This is a genomic window from Halalkalibacter wakoensis JCM 9140 (assembly GCF_000513095.1).
Classification (GTDB): domain Bacteria; phylum Bacillota; class Bacilli; order Bacillales; family Bacillaceae_D; genus Halalkalibacter; species Halalkalibacter wakoensis.
Genome location: NZ_BAUT01000007.1, coordinates 43,228 through 59,196, shown reverse-complemented (window position 1 = coordinate 59,196; position 15,969 = coordinate 43,228). Strand labels below are relative to the sequence as shown.

Sequence of the window (15,969 nt, the reverse complement as noted above, 5' to 3'; positions counted from 1 at the left end):
CCCCTTTCTTATTTCACTAATTCTCGTTTTCTATAATACGCCTCACGAATAGCTGGTTCTTCTATTGCTCTTGCCCAAGGCTCTTCATAACGAGCAAGAGTGGCGTTTAATCTCTCATTTAGCTCTTTTCTCTTTTTTTCATTGGCTAAAACGTCTTTCACATGATCAAGGCCTACCCGTTCTATCCAAGTAGACGTACGCTCTAAATAAAGAGCTGCTTCACGGTAATATTGTAAAAACGCGCCCGTTATTTCATAGATTTCTTCTTCCGTTTTCACTTTGCAAAGAAGATCACCGGCACGTAAATCGGTACCACCATTTCCTGCGACATATATTTCCCAGCCACCATCAAGACCGACAATTCCCACATCTTTGATGCCAGCTTCGGCACAATTTCTCGGACAAGCAGACACACCCATTTTCACTTTATGTGGGGTATCAAGACGTTCAAACCGTTTCTCTAGTTCTATACCTAAACTCATTGAATCTTGAGTTCCAAACCGACAGAACTGAGCCCCAACACATGTCTTAACCGTGCGCAATGTTTTACCATATGCATAGCCAGAAGGCATTCCTAATTCTTCCCATACAGCTGGTAATTGATCTTTTTCTAAGCCGTATAAGCCAATACGCTGTCCCCCTGTAATTTTTAATAGTTGAACATCGTATTTTTCAGCAACATCTGCAAGCTTCCGTAAATCCTTAGCTGTTGTGACACCACCATACATCCTAGGAATAACTGAATAAGTACCGTCTTTTTGGATATTTGCATGCATTTTCTCATTAACTAGACGAGAATCCCGATCATCTACATAAGCTGGGTGCACCATGCCTAAAAAATAATTAAGAGCTGGACGGCACTTAGAGCAACCTTCATCTGTTTTCCATTCAAGTACGTTCATGACTTCTTTAATGGTTGTTAACCCTTTAACTTGAATTTCTGCAACAACTTCATCACGACTTAAACTCGTACACCCACAAACCGTCTTCTTCTCTGCAGCATGTGTAAACTCATCTCCAAGTGTATATGCAATGATCTCTTGAATAACAGGCTTACATCGACCGCATGAACGTCCTGCATTTGTACAACCACCAACCTGCTCAACTGTACTTACTCCTTCCTCTTTTATCGCCTGTACGATCGTTTCTTTGCTAATCCCATTACACCCACAAACGACTTCATCATTTGGCATGCTAGCAATGTCATTGCTCTCTACAGCTTCTCCTGATTGAAGGAATGAAATGGTGGTAGATTCAGACACATCTTGCTTTTCAGTTAACATTCTATACAAACGGTTGCTATCTTTCGTATCACCATATAACACAATTCCTACGATTCGGTCATTTCGGATTAATACTTTTTTATAGATCCCTTCATATTCATTGTGTACCACAATCGATTTAGATGTTGGATCATCGTATATTTCACCAGCTGAAAATAAATCAATGTCCGAAACTTTTAATTGTGTCCCTGTAATTGACCCTTTATAGCCATTTTCTTTTTGGCCACAAAGCGTTTTAGCTAAGACTTTTCCTTGTTCATACAATGGAGCCACTAAACCATAAACAACTTCTCGATGTTCCGCACATTCACCAACAGCATAAACATGAGGAACGTTCGTCTCCATAAAGTCGTTCACAACGATACCGCGGTTAACATAAATGCCACTCTCACTTGCTAATTTCACATTAGGCTTAATTCCTGCAGCCATGACAATTAAATCCGCTTTTGCTTCAGTCCCGTCTTTAAAACGAATTCCTTCCACTCGATCTGTTCCTATTAATTCCACTGTCGCCTTTTCCATTAAAAAGTTCATGCCCTGTGTTTCTAATTCAGCCTTCAACATGTTCGATGCCACTGCATCGAGTTGGCGCTCCATTAAGTGTTCCATCAAATGGACAACGTCTACTTTCATACCAAGATGAATGAGTCCTTTAGCTGCTTCAAGCCCTAGTAATCCTCCTCCTATTACAGCGGCTTTTTTATACTTCTTAGAAGTTTGGATCATTTCCACGCAATCTTTTATATCGCGAAAACCAATCACTCCTTTTTTGTCAGCCCCAGGAATAGGTAAAATAAATGGTAGTGAACCTGTCGCTAAAATGAGTTCATCATATGATACCTGTCGACCTATATCCGAAATCACATATTGCTCATCCGTATTGATTTGAGTGACTTCTTCACCTGTGAATAATTGAATTTCATTTGACTCATACCATTGCAAATCATTTATAATTGTTTCTTCAAAAGTTGTATTCCCCTGTAAGACATTTGATAGTTGAATGCGGTTGTAGTTCGGGTGAGGTTCATTTCCGAATATCGTAATCTTATATTGTTCACGGTCCATTTTCAAAATCTCCTCAATGACACGAACACCTGCCATTCCATTCCCTATCATGACTAATTGCTTTTTCTTCATGCCGACCCCTCCAGTTTGTTCAACTCTTCACAAAATCGATTTCTAACTCTTATTCTAGGACACTGAACCCGTAATTTATGTGAGAAAGGTCACACTACTCAAAAAATGTTCAATTCTTCACAAAAACAAGGCAAAACAAGCTTACTAAAACGAACTCATCATCTCTTTAAAAATTTTCCGCCCTGAAATTACTGATTTCTTTCCTAATAATATAGCTTAAGAAATTCTGTCCCACTCTAATGATTCTTTCTATTATGTGACATTCATCACTTTCATTTCAGTAATAAGTTTGTATGATTTGGATGTGAATATTAAAGAAGTATTTGAAATACATTAATCCGCTATTGGGGGAAATCAACATGGGAAGAATTAAAGAATGGAATCCAGAAAATGAAGAATTCTGGGAAAAGGAAGGAAAAAGACACGCAAAAAGGAATTTATGGATATCAGTACCTACACTTATGCTTGCATTTATCGTTTGGCAAATTTGGTCGGTCGTTGCAGTAAGGTTGAATGATATTGGATTTGCTTTTACAAATGAGCAGTTATTTACATTAGCAGCAGTCCCTGGTCTCGTCGGTGCAACACTACGATTTGTCTATACGTTTGCTGTCGGGAAATTCGGAGGTAGAAACTGGGTTGTGTTTTCTACTGGGATATTGATTATCCCTACTTTAGGTATTGGATTTGCTGTTCAAAATCCAGACACTCCTTATTGGGTCATGTTAACATTAGCTGCTTTATGTGGTCTTGGTGGAGGAAACTTTTCTTCTGCATCAGCTAATATGAGTTTCTTCTTTCCGAAAAAAGAAAAAGGAACTGCACTTGGTATCAACGGTGGATTAGGAAATATGGGGGTTTCTGTTGTTCAGTTTGTAACACCGCTTATAATTGCTGTTGGAACATTTGCTGCAATTGGCGGTGAAGGCCAACTGTTACCAAATGGGCAAGAAATTTGGCTTCAAAATGCTGCGTTCATTTGGGTCATTCCGATTATTGCTTTAACAATTATAGCTTATTTTGGAATGGATAATCTACCTACTGCACAGCAATCAGTTAAAGATCAATTCGTTATTGTTAAACGCAAACACACTTGGATTATGACGATTTTATATGTAGCAACCTTTGGTTCATTTATAGGTTACGGAGCAGCATTTCCGTTGTTACTACGTTCACAATTTCCTGACTATGTTGCATTAGCTTTTCTAGGCGCCTTTTTAGCAGCGGTCTTTAGACCTGTTGGTGGTTGGCTATCTGATAAATGGGGTGGCGCAAAAGTAACAACGTATGTTCTTATAGCTATGACAGTAGGTGCGCTGTCCGTTATTTACTTTATCGGTCAACAACACTTTGTTGGATTCCTAGTTTCATTCTTATTACTATTTATTGCAGCTGGAATGGGATCTGGATCAACATTCCAAATGATTCCGATCATTTTTCCAGTTAAAGAAGCAGCACCTGTATTAGGTTTTACTGCAGCCTTTGCGGCCTATGGATCCTTTTTTATCCCGCAATTATTTGGCTGGTCTGTTTCTACAACTGGTACACCCGTATCTGCATTGTACTTCTTCATCGCCTTTTACGCGATTTCTATCGTATTAAATTGGTATTACTACCAAAGAAAAAATGCTGAAGTTCGTTGCGACGACATTAGCAAAAATGCAGCATAAGACATAGAGGCAATGCTCTTAAAAGAGAGCATTGCCTCGTTATGTTTTTAAAACATTAATATGTTGTTCCATGTAAGACCAATTTTGCAGAAATGGCAAACGTGTTTCCCAATAGGTCACTCCAGCCAAACCATAAAAGTCTACTAGTTTATATTTCGCATCATAGCTACGAATATCCTCAAACCAGACAATGTGCCCCTCTGTCCCAATCCAATACAAAAAGTTGGGTGACATCGCTCTATTATCAAAATTAACGTTTGCACCGGAGGAAATAGCTAGGTTTTGTGCAGCTTGTAACGACCAACCTCTTGTCATATTTGTACCTAGAATCCAATCATACCCGTACATAGGGAAAGCCACTTGCAATTTAGACCGTTCAATTTCTGTTAATGAATACCGTATAACCTCTTCCACCCACCATATAGGGCTGACTGGATCAGGCGGACCACCTGGATAACCATAATCCATCGTCATGACCGCAACAATATCAGAGGCATTTCCAATCCCTCTGTAATCATAGCCCCCAATAATTCGATTGGTCGGGATATCTACCGTTTTCGCATGTACATTCACATGAAGAATAAGCGGGCCTAGAGCTCTTTTTAACTCTTGTAAGAATGTAACAAAATCATTCCGTCTTTGCGGAGGGATGAATTCAAAATCTATGCTAATGCCTCCATAACCTTTTTGTTGAACAAAATTCATTAAACTTCGAATAAGATTTGCTCGATAAGCCGGACTCTCTAATACTACCCCCGCTAATTCCGCACTAAACAGACCACCCGCCGTAATATTTCGAATCATTAAGAGCGGTGTTACATTTAGTTCACGAGCTCGATTAGGAATTCCTTCATCAGGTAGATCGACATAAGCCCACCCTTCCTCTGTAAAAGAATAAGAGACAACCGCTAAATACGTCAACTGATCAGCAAACAGTTCAATGACAGAATGAAAATAAGAAATGGAATAAGGAACAAAAAAGCCTAACGTATTCATGTTCATTTTTATTGGTGTTGGAATGAACACTCTCTGACCAATTGGAAGATTATATACATTCATCAATGGGTTAGCCGCTATAATGGCTTCTACACTCGTTTGATAACGTCTAGACAGAGACCAAAGTGTATCTCCAGGACGTATTTCATATAGTCGAACTGTTTGTGTATTCGTTGGGATATAAAGAGATAGTCCTGGAACTAATATGGGAGATTCTAATCCATTGCTGTTCATTATTGATTGAATGGGCACATTGTATTGTTGTGAAATTCGCCATAATGTGTCACCAGTTTGAACGATATGAATAGACATTTTCTCACACCCCTTTTTTCACATATTATGGGGTGTGAATTCACTTATTCCATAAACTTATTCACATAAATGCAAAGGAACTTTTTTGTAACATGAGAAGATGTTATTCTTTTTTCTCTTCGTCTTCTTTTTTCTCTTCGTCTTCTTTTTGGTCTTGCTCGACATGATTTGTTACGGGAACATACCCATATCCTGTTGGGCTTATTTCTAATGTTTCTTCATTTTCAATTTTGTCTTTATTCACGGTAAAATGAACCTCCTACAATAATTTTAGAATTCCTTCACCTTTATCGTCCCATCTAATTAACTGCGCCATACAAATTTAAGATATAAAAAACGACCAAGCACTATATGTCTTAGTCGTTATGAATACATATTAAAATCTTTTGAAAGCTAGCGTAACATTATGACCACCAAACCCTAAAGAGTTCGAAAGCGCTACGTGAACGTCTTTCTTTTGTGCCACATTCGGAACATAGTTCAGATCAAGTTCATCATCCGGTGTTTCATAGTTAATTGTAGGTGGAATGATTCCATCTCTAATCGCTAACAATGAAAAAATGGCTTCAATCGCTCCTGCAGCTCCTAGTAAATGACCCGTCATCGATTTAGTCGAACTCACAGAAAGATGATAAGCATGATCCCCGAATACTTCTTTTATCGCAGCTGTTTCAAATAAATCATTATAATACGTACTTGTTCCGTGGGCATTCATGTAATCGACTTGCTCTGGTAAAAGTTGACTATCAGAGAGCGCTAGTTTCATGGCGCGTTGACCACCTTCCCCATTTGGAGCTGGGGTAGTTATATGATGTGCATCACCTGTTGCTCCGTAGCCAACGACCTCCCCATATATGGTCGCACCGCGGTTTAAGGCATGTTCCAACTCTTCTAAAATTAAAACGCCAGAGCCTTCTGCAATCACAAATCCATCTCGATTTTTATCAAAAGGGCGGCTCGCACTGTTTGGATCTGGATTTGTCGATAAAGCGGTCATGTTAGCAAAACCAGCAATGGTCATATCCGTAATCGCCGCTTCTGTTCCACCTGTAATCATTGCATCTGCTTGTCCATTTTGAATGACGCGAAACGAATCACCAATTGAGTTGGCACCTGAAGCGCATGCCGTTACTGAACAATTGTTAATGCCTTTAGCCCCGGTTTCAATCGAAACTCTTCCGGATGCCATATCCGGGATTAACATAGGGATAATAAAAGGACTTACTCGTTTTGGTCCTTTGTCTAAGAAACGTTTATGCTGTTCTTCGAAGGCGTCCAACCCTCCAATTCCTGATCCAATCCATACGCCTACTCGTTCAGGTTCAATATTTGCTCCAATATTCAGTCCCGAATCTTGAACGGCCATTTTACTAGCGGCGATCGCTAGTTGCGTGAACCGAGCCATTCTTCTAGCTTCTTTACCATCCATATAATCTGATGGAACAAAATCCGTCACTTCTCCTGCTACTTTTACGTTAAATTGTTCTGAATCTACACGGGTCAAAGGGCCAATACCTGATATTCCTTGTTGAATTTTTTCCCATGTAGTTGTGGCATGATTCCCCAATGGTGTAACGGCACCTATTCCTGTAACGACCACACGTTTTTTCATTAGTTTCTCCCCTTTTTCATCATTTACGTTCCCCATTTTAGACAAATTGAACCCCAAGTTAATCCGCCACCAAATCCTACCATGACAATAATATCGTCATCTTTTATGTTCCCTCTTTCTAGCTCTGTATACAGTGCTAGCGGAATGGAGGCAGCTGATGTATTGCCATGTTGTTTTACAGTTTCGGAAACTTTCTCCTTTTCTAACCCCAAGCGCTCTCTTGCTGCTTCGATAATCCTCATATTCGCTTGATGTGGTACGAGAAACTGAACATCCTCTTTACTTAAGCCTGCCTTTTCGACTACACGTAGACTAGATTCGGGCATTTGTCTAACTGCAAATTTAAAAACTTCTCTTCCATTCATCGCGACATAATTTGAATCTTTCTCAACTAATAAATGTTTGGCACCACTTCCATCAGCGCCTAGTTCAAAAGATAAGATTCCTCTTTCTTTAGAAACAGAACTTAATATAACGGCTCCTGCTCCATCTCCAAATAGAACACATGTATTCCGATCAGACCAATCGACAATCTTTGAAAACTTTTCACTACCGATCACTAGGACATTTCTATATGTACCGCTTTGAATAAACTGTTGTCCTGTTACAATTCCATATACAAATCCAGTACAAGCAGCCCCAACATCCATTGCCGCAGCATGTTGTAGTCCTAATGCACCTTGTACTAAACACGCAACTGAGGGAAACGAAAAATCAGGAGTTGCTGTTGCAACAATGATAAGATCGATCTCATCGGCTTCCACTCTAGCATTACGGATAGCCTCCTTGGCCGCGTTAATCGCCATATGAGACGTATCCATATCATCGCTTGCAATTCTGCGTTCTTCAATCCCCGTTCTAGTCCGAATCCACTCATCACTTGTATCGACTCGCTTTTCTAAATCCCGATTTGTCACAATATTGTCAGGAACATACGCCCCAATTCCAATGACACCAACACGGTTCATCTCATCACCCTAACTTTAATTATGACTAGGTCATAACATCTACTATAAACTAGTTTACAGCATGTCTTACAAAAAATGAAGGTTGAATACATAATTATTTGTTATAAAAAACAGGGTGACTTTTTTAGAAGATATACCAAAAGGGATTTTTCCTTTTTGAGTACAGCTAATGTAAGTCACCCAGTTATGCATTCATTTTACCCTTAAAACGTTGTTAATCCTGTCTTTTTTTGTAGACGAAATAAATATTTTTTGTATTCAGAGAAGTTCTCAAGGTAGTCACACACTGAAACCGTATAGTGAGCACCTTCATTTTCCCAAAGAGAGTTAAAATAATGGCTAACATCTTCCACAATCTTTGTATGATTATTCCCATCTATTTTCAAAGACGTGTCAAGGTTAAAATCATCTAAGTTTCGGCGTGTAAAGTTAGCAGATCCCCCGATAATCGTACTGATCTCTTCTCTTTCAATCAATATAAGTTTAGAATGGTATTGTTCGTCGTTGGTGTTATACCACTTTATTTGTAGATTCTCATTCCCATACTCTTCTAAATCATTAAATAAAAACATATCAAACACGATAAACTCTTGAGCTTCTTCGATCATCTCTATAACTCGGTCGAAGATTTGATGATTACGAATAACTTCACCGTCCTTTTCATATGTAAGATCCGTAAGAAACTCAACATTTTCCACATGATGAACCTGTCCTTCATAAGATATACCTTCGGGAAGAGGTTTGTATAAACCATATACTGTGTATGGAACGACCGTAACCATTAGTAAGATGATTAACCCCCAAAAAAGCTTCTTAAGCATTCTAACCAACACCTAAATTAAAGTTTAATCGTGTTAGTTTATTAAAGAATAATTAAAATCATTACTAAATATTGGAGAACGAACTGAAATTCCTTCTCTCACTTTTTTCGGATATCAATACGTCTGTAACCTTTGAAAACATCGGTCCTTTTTGAACTGCTTGAAAGAATTGAGCCATTTGCTCTTTTGAACCTTCCGCATCAATTTCAACTGACCCATTCTCAAGGTTTCGAACCGTCCCATGAATGTTGTATTTTAATGCCTCATGCTGTGTGAAATAACGAAACCCAACTCCTTGAACCCTGCCATGGACGATTGCTTGATAGCGTACCATTTATTAGCCTCCTATTATGTAACAATTTTCTTAAGCTTAATAAAGAAAAGAAAAAAGAACAAACCTCTTAAGAAGTTTGTTCTTATTAAATTACATAACAAATTGTGTGAATCCCAAAATAAATAAAACCCAAATTCCGATCATCATATGTGAAATGGACACACCGACAATGGAACGCTGACGAGCAAACATCCAGCCCCAAAACAGACCAGGGATAAAAGCAGTTAGTGCAAACCAAATGTTAATATGAGAATGAGCCATCGCAAACAACAAGTTTGAAACGACAATCGAAATAAGAACTTTTCTTTTTGTGTTTGGCAGAAATTTATATAGTGCAGACTGTAATCCAGCTCGAGCGATAAATTCTTGGACGATGGAAAATAGTATATAAATGATAACCGAAAAAGCAAACATTGGGTACGAGAAGCCAATGTCTTCAAAGGTCGCCTCCAAATTGAACAATGGGATGTGTGAAAATGCTGGAATAAAGGTGATTAATGCCCATTTTAAGATGAAGAAAAAGAGCAAAATAGGACTGGTTAATAATATTGCTTCTTTGCTGTGCTTTTTCCAATGTTTAGTTGTGACCCCAAACTCTTCAAAGGAATATCCACTTTTTTTCATAATAATTCCCATCATAAGAGCAAAACCGACAATCAGTGAAACATCGACGTACGTCGATACGCCTATAAATTCAACTAATTGGGTAAGTGAAATTAATAAGAGAGTATAAATCGACAGCACCGTTAACAAAGAAATAGTAAGCACTCCTAAAGCTTGATAAGTCTTCTTTTCCTCTGATTTCCGAGCAATAAAATGTACATTTTTTTTGTTTAGTTCACTAGATAGTTGAAAAGCCACTTTATTAAGAAGTGTTGCTTGAAGATCTTTATAGTGATTTGCAGCAAAAAGCATAGCAATATTTATTTTCATAATCGAAGTTACCCCTTGAGAAATAGCAGATTGTTGTTGCTGCCCAGCCTGCTCAAAAAGCGCACGATCTCCAAATACCTCCCCTGGACTAAGAGTAGAAATCAAGTGTTTCTTTCCAACTTCACTATCATTTTTATATAAAAAAACGTTCCCAGCCTCAATCAAGTAGAGAAACTGACTTGACTCCCCTTCATTCATGATATAGTCACCTTGTTCATATTGAACAACCTCTGAAAATTTACGCAGCGTTCTTATTTCGATTTCTGTTAAATCATTTGTCAGATGATTTTTTTGCATCTCTGTGTAGACATCTCTGTTTGTATTTATCATCTGATAGTCTCCTGTAGTCTTCTTTAATAGTTATCATTATACTAGATGGTCAGATAGGTTTGAAGCAATGGGAGGGTGTTAATATTTAGTAACTAACCTATCATTTTAGCCCTTTTGAAACTAACAAAAGCCCCTTTAACCAAATTACATATACTAGTCCATGCATTATTTATTTAAACTCATATAGTAAAACTAGCTCTACCTTAAATGTGTAGAGAAAAATATTTGAAAGGGGAAATTAAGTATGTCACTTAATAGGAATTTAGGGCTGGAGGATCTTTTAAAAGATTTATTAGATAAAAGAGATAAGAAAGAGGATAAAGATCGTAGTATCAAGGACATTCTAAAAAAGCTTCCTCCAAACTACCCAGTTGACAGAGTCTTCTTAAAAGACCAATCCGTCGAAGTAGACGCTTTTTCTAATCTTTGTGATAGTGTAGCTTATTTTATTGACGATGATGGTGAAGTAATCGTGTTCGATGTAAATAAAATAACTGGGCTAGCTTTTGGAGAAGATTTAGCTCCTAAGTATTAAGGACCTTTTTTGGGGAAGAAAGAACACTCTTCCCCCCTTTTCATACAATTTGGAAATTTCAATATCAGGTCATTGCTTTCTTACTCTATTGCGCATGTATGTATTATTCATATGTACTGTAACAACCAAAAAAGGAGATACAGATTAAGTACCTCCTTTTCCTCCAAAAATTCCTTATCACCCAGTACGAATTCGCTTCCTATTTGAAGGCTCTTCCTCCTGCTGCTCCGCTAATTCATTACGTTCCCCACCGTCAGAAAGTTCTTCCGAAAATTCATGATCATGCTGCAACAAATGTTCTAACGGTTCATCGCATACATCTTTCTTATCTTCCATCTATATTCACTCCTTTTCCTTTTAGTGTTTTGTTAAATTTTGTTGAGCCATCCGAATCATTTCTTTTACCATACTTCCACCAATTTTTCCGCCAACTTCACCTGCTTGTTTAGAAGTTAGCTGGCCATTGTCCCCTTTTTTTAGTGGTACGTTTAATTCTTTTGCTACTTCATACTTAGTATCATCCGGGTCAGCTGAGTGAAACCCTTCTCTCGCCATGACTTGTCCTTTGAATTCCTTTACTGCTTTTGCGGACTCAGGTACAAGCAACCTTTTTCTGTTTGCCATTTTAGTCATCTCCATTTCTATTTTTATTTTTTCCAATGCTTTAGAAAGTGTTGCATAGTAGTTATTACCTTTGTTAAAAGCCTTTGTAGAGCAAAACCTAAAGAAAAAGGAGGGTGAGCAATGGACAAAAAAGATCAGTTAAATAATGAGGATACGAAATACCGCGGTGGCCGTTATCGGACAACTGATAACCATATCCCTAAAAATGTACGCGATCAATTTTTTGGTGATGTTCTGAAACAATCAAGAAAAAATAAACGAAAAGGTGATTCAGTTATTTTAAACTGAATCACCTTTTCGTAGTGGTTAATGAATGTTTTTCCCATAAAAAATTTCATCCATCTCTGTCGTGAGCTTTGCTGTTATTTCGTTGGCTTCTCGAGGAAGAAGGTTTCTCTTTGTTGTACCAAATAAATAGTTATCTAAATCAAATTCCTTTCGTTTGCATTTGGTATGAAAGATGTTTTCTTGATAAATATTTACATCAATCATGTCGTACATTTTTTTCACTTCATCCGGTATGTAATTTTGTATGGAGTTGATTTCATGGTCAATGAATAACTTTTGACCTTCAATATCTCGAGTAAAGCCTCGTACTCGATAATCCATCGTCATAATATCTGTTTCAAAGGAGTGAATCAAATAATTTAATGCTTTTAATGGAGAAATCTCCCCACATGTTGAAACATCAATATCTGCTCTAAATGTACTAATGCCCTCAACCGGGTGGTATTCAGGATACGTATGAACGGTTATATGACTTTTGTCTAAAGATAGAACAACGGACTCCGGCAACGGTCCAGGAGATTCATCGTACGATTCAGTCGGCACTTCAACAACGGGCCCTTCTGACACTAGTAAAGTAACACTTGCTCCTTGCGGGACAAAATCTTGCTTTGCCACATTTAGAACATGAGCCCCGATGATCTCTGTCACATGTTCAAGAATTTTCGTAAGACGGTCGGCATTGTATTGTTCATCGATATATTGAATATAAGCTTCTCGCTCTTCTTTTGTTTTTGTATAACAGACATCGTACATATTAAAGCTTAATGATTTTGTTAAGTTATTAAATTCGTGTAACGTTACACGTTGCTCAGGTGTAATGCTCATTGAATAAGGTCCCCCTTATTTTTCTTGTCCTATGCTTGTCATTTTTAGAATACCCATCTTTCTTAATCTAAACCATATTAACTATTACAATTGTAAATAATTTACTGATGGGTTTGTTCTCTATTCGGAGAGACTAAAGTTTGTCTAGAAAAGCTAAAGGAGTGTCTAAATGAAAGCTGTAACCTATCAAGGACCAAATAATGTTGCGGTCTCGAATGTGGAAGATGCGAAAATCGAGAAAAGAGATGATGTCATTGTAAAAATTACAAGCACAGCTATTTGCGGATCTGACTTGCATTTATATCAAGGAAATATCCCTTTACCAAAAGGATACAGCATTGGCCATGAACCGATGGGAATTGTGGAAGAAGTCGGACCAGACGTGACAAAGGTTAAAAAAGGAGATCGTGTTGTCATCCCCTTTAACGTTGCTTGCGGCCATTGTATTTATTGTGATCATGACTTAACAAGTCAATGTGACAATTCAAATCCTCATTATGACTCTGGTGGATATTTTGGTTACAGTGAAAAATTCGGTAATCATCCGGGTGGGCAGGCTGAGTATTTGAAAGTGCCGTTTGGGAATTATACGCCATTTGTAATTCCAGAATCGTGTGAGCTAGAAGATGAATCATTGTTGTTTTTATCAGACGTATTGCCAACAGCTTATTGGAGTGTCGAACATGCTGGCGTAAAAGAAGGAGATACGGTTATCGTCTTAGGAGCAGGTCCCGTTGGACTCATGACGCAAAAATACGCCTGGAGAAAAGGGGCAAAGCGGGTAATTGCCATCGATTACCTTGACTACCGTCTACATCATTCAAAGAAAACAAATAATGTTGAAACCTTTGATTTTACAGAATTTCCTGATATGGGAGAACATTTAAAAGAGATTACCCAGGGCGGAGCAGACGTTGTTATTGATTGCGTTGGAATGGATGGGAAAAAATCACCTTTAGAGTTTATAGAGCAAAAATTGAAGCTACAAGGTGGAACTTTAGGTCCTATTCAAATTGCAACGAAAGCCGTTCGTAAAGCAGGAACCGTTCAGCTAACGGGAGTATATGGGGCCAATTATAACAATTTCCCTCTTGGTCCATTCTTTTCACGAAATGTAACGATTAAAATGGGTCAAGCTCCTGTTATTCCAATCATGCCAACTCTCTACGAACAAATTGTTAATAACGAGTATGACCCGCGCGAAATCATTACACATAAAGCGAAATTAGATGATGCGAGTGAGGCTTATAAAATCTTCAATGACCATGAAGATAATTGTATTAAAGTCGTCTTAAAACCATAATAAATTGCGCACTGAGTTTACAACCAGTGCTCTTCTTTTTTTCTTCACATTTCCTTTCATTATTGAATAATTTGGCTGTAAAAAAGGAGATGAAAATAATTATGTATGGATACGAACTAGAACAGATGCCTCACGGTAAACTTCCTCTTTCTGCTAGAGAAAGACAGAAGACTGCACCATCTCGAAACAACGACTCAAACCAATTACAGCGCATTTGCCAGTTGTTCCACCATTCCCTCGTAACATTCCAAACGAAAACTGGCTTCTTATTTGAAGGCATTATAACTGGTACTGATGATGAAGGTGTCTATGTATTGCTTTCTACTAACGAACAAAAGTATGTCTCATTCTCTTCTCTCACGACTATCATTTATCCTTATTATTAGGTAGAATGTTTATTCGATTTCCATTAATTCTAAATGAAACATTCCAACGTTGTTCTCTTCATATAAATTTGTGATAGATGTTGAGTAATTATAAATCCTACCTTCAAACTGAAGCCCCTTTTCCGGTACAACAACATGGAAGATCATTTTGTAAAGCAAGGTTGTGATCCTGTGGTAGTCTTCACTCCTCACTTTAAAATCAAATGAGATTTTGAGGAAAGAGCGGTTCCCTTTTGAATGGATCTGCTCTAATTGAAAGCTAGTAGTAGGAATACTTACATCATCTATTATCACTGTAACCATCTAGTCTCACTCCTCATTTTTGTGGTCAATTTTTTTCGTTTGCTTAGTTCTCATCTAAATGCAAAAATTGTGTAATTTCGTCTTCTTTTTCATTGACTACTTGATTCCCTAAGTCGATGAGTTCATCAACAAATTTAACTTCATCAAATGGCATCTCACTTCCTAATTGTTTATTTAATCGAAGGTATTGATGTTGTAATAATATTTCACAATGATAGGAAATGGATTCAGAAGACAAATCCAACGCCAAATCAAGAAGTTTCGGCTGTACTTTCATCGTCATGAACCGAAAAGGAAGCCATTTTTTAATTCCCCAATATTTATCTGGTTCAATGTTATATTCTATATCCTGTTTCCCTGTACCTATTGATACAATTTTGAGATCCTTTAATTCTTTCTTGAAAAAATCTATTCCTTCTGTAATACACACTAACGCTGGATTGTTTGCCCATAACCCTCCGTCGACAGATAAATATTTATTTTTTATATTATTTGGAGGAAAGTAAACAGGCGCAGAACATGAGGAAAGAACAGCATCCCATAATTTAATCGACAAATCATCACTGCCTGGGTGTCCGTAATTGGTCCGATAAACATACGGTTTTCCATGTGTCACATCAACAGCCGGAATAATTAAAGGCTTTTCGATATCAGCAAGTGTCTTTTCTCCAAATACCCCCTTAAAGTATTGACGTAAATCTTTGTCGCTGTATACACTTTTAAACAAACCGATCTTCGCTTGTCGCTTGAAGACTTTTTTCCCGAATTTCTGGTAACTCTCTAATAGCTCACTCATGCTCTTTTCAAGTGCAACAGCAGTAGCAATAATCGAACCTGTACTAGTTCCTGCTACTAAATCAAAGTGAGCAACTATTGGCTGATTGTACTTCTCTTCAATCGCTTTTAAAATCGCTACTTCAAATACTCCCCTAATGCCACCGCCATCAAGACATAATATTTTCATGGTCTCACCTAATTTATCATCGTTTTAGTTATAGCATGTACGTTCTTTTACGTGGATATAACAATCGATCCAAATGATAACAATTCTATAAATGGATTGGGTCGTATAGTTCAGAATGAAAGAGAGAAATTAGTATCGAAGGAGATGATGAAAATGGATGCAAAAGAGCCGGTTGAATATGACCGTTATACTGCTGCAGATTTGAGTCCAGAGTTGTTGCAGCGAATTGTTACTCTTGAAGAAGAGATAAAAAATGCGACAGAGAAAGACGTCGTATTAATTGCTTATGAAGAAAGTCAACATAATCCAACTTAGCATTTAAATAAGTTAAATAGAAAAGAAGTG

At 37.7% G+C, this 15,969-nt stretch carries 19 protein-coding genes; 6 read left to right on the top strand and 13 right to left on the bottom strand.

Annotation, left to right across the window (positions count from 1 at the left end):
• Positions 1–8: 8 nt before the first annotated feature.
• Entirely contained in the window at positions 9–2,420 is a 2,412-nt protein-coding gene (gene nirB, locus JCM9140_RS05045) for a nitrite reductase large subunit NirB (RefSeq protein ID WP_034743208.1), read from the bottom strand.
• 359 nt (positions 2,421–2,779) lie between these two features.
• On the opposite strand from nirB, the gene JCM9140_RS05040 reads away from it, so the two are divergent.
• The gene (locus tag JCM9140_RS05040) at positions 2,780–4,090 is read left to right on the top strand and encodes a NarK family nitrate/nitrite MFS transporter (RefSeq protein WP_034743206.1); all 1,311 of its coding nucleotides are present in this window, start codon (positions 2,780–2,782) and stop codon (positions 4,088–4,090) included.
• Positions 4,091–4,129: 39 nt separating this feature from the next.
• Here JCM9140_RS05040 and JCM9140_RS05035 read toward each other — a convergent pair whose 3' ends face one another.
• The 7 genes from JCM9140_RS05035 to JCM9140_RS22340 form a co-directional block, all read right to left on the bottom strand.
• Positions 4,130–5,398 carry a LysM peptidoglycan-binding domain-containing protein gene (locus JCM9140_RS05035; RefSeq protein ID WP_034743203.1) on the bottom strand — a complete coding sequence of 423 codons (1,269 nt, stop codon included), beginning with the start codon at positions 5,396–5,398 and terminating at the stop codon, positions 4,130–4,132.
• Positions 5,399–5,501: 103 nt separating this feature from the next.
• On the bottom strand, positions 5,502–5,642 hold the full coding sequence (locus JCM9140_RS23580; protein WP_156314775.1) for a hypothetical protein: 141 nt from the start codon (positions 5,640–5,642) through the stop codon (positions 5,502–5,504).
• A gap of 132 nt (positions 5,643–5,774) precedes the next feature.
• Positions 5,775–7,010, bottom strand: coding sequence for a beta-ketoacyl-ACP synthase II (fabF, locus tag JCM9140_RS05030; RefSeq protein ID WP_034743345.1), 1,236 nt, complete (start codon positions 7,008–7,010; stop codon positions 5,775–5,777).
• 23 nt (positions 7,011–7,033) lie between these two features.
• Entirely contained in the window at positions 7,034–7,978 is a 945-nt protein-coding gene (locus JCM9140_RS05025) for a beta-ketoacyl-ACP synthase III (RefSeq protein ID WP_034743200.1), read from the bottom strand.
• A gap of 203 nt (positions 7,979–8,181) precedes the next feature.
• Positions 8,182–8,799, bottom strand: coding sequence for a phospholipase D-like domain-containing protein (locus tag JCM9140_RS05020; RefSeq protein WP_034743198.1), 618 nt, complete (start codon positions 8,797–8,799; stop codon positions 8,182–8,184).
• Positions 8,800–8,863: 64 nt separating this feature from the next.
• Positions 8,864–9,133, bottom strand: a complete 270-nt coding sequence (locus JCM9140_RS05015; protein ID WP_034743195.1) for an acylphosphatase — start codon at positions 9,131–9,133, stop codon at positions 8,864–8,866.
• A 90-nt stretch (positions 9,134–9,223) separates the two neighbouring features.
• Positions 9,224–10,396 (bottom strand): cyclic nucleotide-binding domain-containing protein, encoded by a 1,173-nt coding sequence (locus JCM9140_RS22340; protein WP_052002071.1) that lies wholly within the window; start codon positions 10,394–10,396, stop codon positions 9,224–9,226.
• 244 nt (positions 10,397–10,640) lie between these two features.
• Between JCM9140_RS22340 and JCM9140_RS05005 the strand changes: the two genes are divergently transcribed.
• Positions 10,641–10,931, top strand: coding sequence for a hypothetical protein (locus tag JCM9140_RS05005; protein WP_034743192.1), 291 nt, complete (start codon positions 10,641–10,643; stop codon positions 10,929–10,931).
• Positions 10,932–11,108: 177 nt separating this feature from the next.
• Here the strand turns inward: JCM9140_RS05005 and JCM9140_RS23575 are convergent, their stop codons facing one another.
• A complete protein-coding gene (locus JCM9140_RS23575; protein WP_156314773.1) occupies positions 11,109–11,267 on the bottom strand; it encodes a hypothetical protein in 159 nt (52 codons plus the stop codon).
• Between the two features lie 21 nt (positions 11,268–11,288).
• On the bottom strand, positions 11,289–11,555 hold the full coding sequence (locus JCM9140_RS05000) for an alpha/beta-type small acid-soluble spore protein (protein ID WP_034743189.1): 267 nt from the start codon (positions 11,553–11,555) through the stop codon (positions 11,289–11,291).
• 120 nt (positions 11,556–11,675) lie between these two features.
• On the opposite strand from JCM9140_RS05000, the gene JCM9140_RS23570 reads away from it, so the two are divergent.
• Entirely contained in the window at positions 11,676–11,843 is a 168-nt protein-coding gene (locus JCM9140_RS23570; protein ID WP_156314771.1) for a hypothetical protein, read from the top strand.
• Positions 11,844–11,861: 18 nt separating this feature from the next.
• Here the strand turns inward: JCM9140_RS23570 and speD are convergent, their stop codons facing one another.
• Positions 11,862–12,668, bottom strand: a complete 807-nt coding sequence (gene speD / locus JCM9140_RS04995) for an adenosylmethionine decarboxylase (protein WP_034743186.1) — start codon at positions 12,666–12,668, stop codon at positions 11,862–11,864.
• A 169-nt stretch (positions 12,669–12,837) separates the two neighbouring features.
• Here speD and JCM9140_RS04990 point away from each other — a divergent pair, with 169 nt between their 5' ends.
• Positions 12,838–13,971 (top strand): zinc-dependent alcohol dehydrogenase, encoded by a 1,134-nt coding sequence (locus JCM9140_RS04990; RefSeq protein WP_034743182.1) that lies wholly within the window; start codon positions 12,838–12,840, stop codon positions 13,969–13,971.
• Between the two features lie 101 nt (positions 13,972–14,072).
• Entirely contained in the window at positions 14,073–14,357 is a 285-nt protein-coding gene (locus JCM9140_RS04985; protein ID WP_034743179.1) for a hypothetical protein, read from the top strand.
• A 9-nt stretch (positions 14,358–14,366) separates the two neighbouring features.
• Here the strand turns inward: JCM9140_RS04985 and JCM9140_RS04980 are convergent, their stop codons facing one another.
• Positions 14,367–14,660: a DUF3219 family protein gene (locus tag JCM9140_RS04980; RefSeq protein ID WP_034743175.1), complete on the bottom strand. Its 294-nt coding sequence runs from the start codon at positions 14,658–14,660 to the stop codon at positions 14,367–14,369.
• A 43-nt stretch (positions 14,661–14,703) separates the two neighbouring features.
• Entirely contained in the window at positions 14,704–15,624 is a 921-nt protein-coding gene (locus tag JCM9140_RS04975; protein WP_034743173.1) for a CBASS cGAMP-activated phospholipase, read from the bottom strand.
• A gap of 153 nt (positions 15,625–15,777) precedes the next feature.
• Here JCM9140_RS04975 and JCM9140_RS23565 point away from each other — a divergent pair, with 153 nt between their 5' ends.
• The gene (locus tag JCM9140_RS23565; protein WP_156314769.1) at positions 15,778–15,939 is read left to right on the top strand and encodes a hypothetical protein; all 162 of its coding nucleotides are present in this window, start codon (positions 15,778–15,780) and stop codon (positions 15,937–15,939) included.
• The last annotated feature ends 30 nt before the right edge of the window (positions 15,940–15,969 follow it).

What these genes read in the sequence shown, in the direction of transcription:
- nirB (WP_034743208.1), bottom strand. Translation starts at nt 2,420, where the DNA reads ATGAAGAAAAAGCAATTAGTCATGATAGGGAATGGAATGGCAGGTGTT.
- JCM9140_RS05040 (WP_034743206.1), top strand. Translation starts at nt 2,780, where the DNA reads ATGGGAAGAATTAAAGAATGGAATCCAGAAAATGAAGAATTCTGGGAA.
- JCM9140_RS05035 (WP_034743203.1), bottom strand. Translation starts at nt 5,398, where the DNA reads ATGTCTATTCATATCGTTCAAACTGGTGACACATTATGGCGAATTTCA.
- fabF (WP_034743345.1), bottom strand. Translation starts at nt 7,010, where the DNA reads ATGAAAAAACGTGTGGTCGTTACAGGAATAGGTGCCGTTACACCATTG.
- JCM9140_RS05025 (WP_034743200.1), bottom strand. Translation starts at nt 7,978, where the DNA reads ATGAACCGTGTTGGTGTCATTGGAATTGGGGCGTATGTTCCTGACAAT.
- JCM9140_RS05020 (WP_034743198.1), bottom strand. Translation starts at nt 8,799, where the DNA reads ATGCTTAAGAAGCTTTTTTGGGGGTTAATCATCTTACTAATGGTTACG.
- JCM9140_RS05015 (WP_034743195.1), bottom strand. Translation starts at nt 9,133, where the DNA reads ATGGTACGCTATCAAGCAATCGTCCATGGCAGGGTTCAAGGAGTTGGG.
- JCM9140_RS22340 (WP_052002071.1), bottom strand. Translation starts at nt 10,396, where the DNA reads ATGATAAATACAAACAGAGATGTCTACACAGAGATGCAAAAAAATCAT.
- JCM9140_RS05005 (WP_034743192.1), top strand. Translation starts at nt 10,641, where the DNA reads ATGTCACTTAATAGGAATTTAGGGCTGGAGGATCTTTTAAAAGATTTA.
- JCM9140_RS23575 (WP_156314773.1), bottom strand. Translation starts at nt 11,267, where the DNA reads ATGGAAGATAAGAAAGATGTATGCGATGAACCGTTAGAACATTTGTTG.
- JCM9140_RS05000 (WP_034743189.1), bottom strand. Translation starts at nt 11,555, where the DNA reads ATGGCAAACAGAAAAAGGTTGCTTGTACCTGAGTCCGCAAAAGCAGTA.
- JCM9140_RS23570 (WP_156314771.1), top strand. Translation starts at nt 11,676, where the DNA reads ATGGACAAAAAAGATCAGTTAAATAATGAGGATACGAAATACCGCGGT.
- speD (WP_034743186.1), bottom strand. Translation starts at nt 12,668, where the DNA reads ATGAGCATTACACCTGAGCAACGTGTAACGTTACACGAATTTAATAAC.
- JCM9140_RS04990 (WP_034743182.1), top strand. Translation starts at nt 12,838, where the DNA reads ATGAAAGCTGTAACCTATCAAGGACCAAATAATGTTGCGGTCTCGAAT.
- JCM9140_RS04985 (WP_034743179.1), top strand. Translation starts at nt 14,073, where the DNA reads ATGTATGGATACGAACTAGAACAGATGCCTCACGGTAAACTTCCTCTT.
- JCM9140_RS04980 (WP_034743175.1), bottom strand. Translation starts at nt 14,660, where the DNA reads ATGGTTACAGTGATAATAGATGATGTAAGTATTCCTACTACTAGCTTT.
- JCM9140_RS04975 (WP_034743173.1), bottom strand. Translation starts at nt 15,624, where the DNA reads ATGAAAATATTATGTCTTGATGGCGGTGGCATTAGGGGAGTATTTGAA.
- JCM9140_RS23565 (WP_156314769.1), top strand. Translation starts at nt 15,778, where the DNA reads ATGGATGCAAAAGAGCCGGTTGAATATGACCGTTATACTGCTGCAGAT.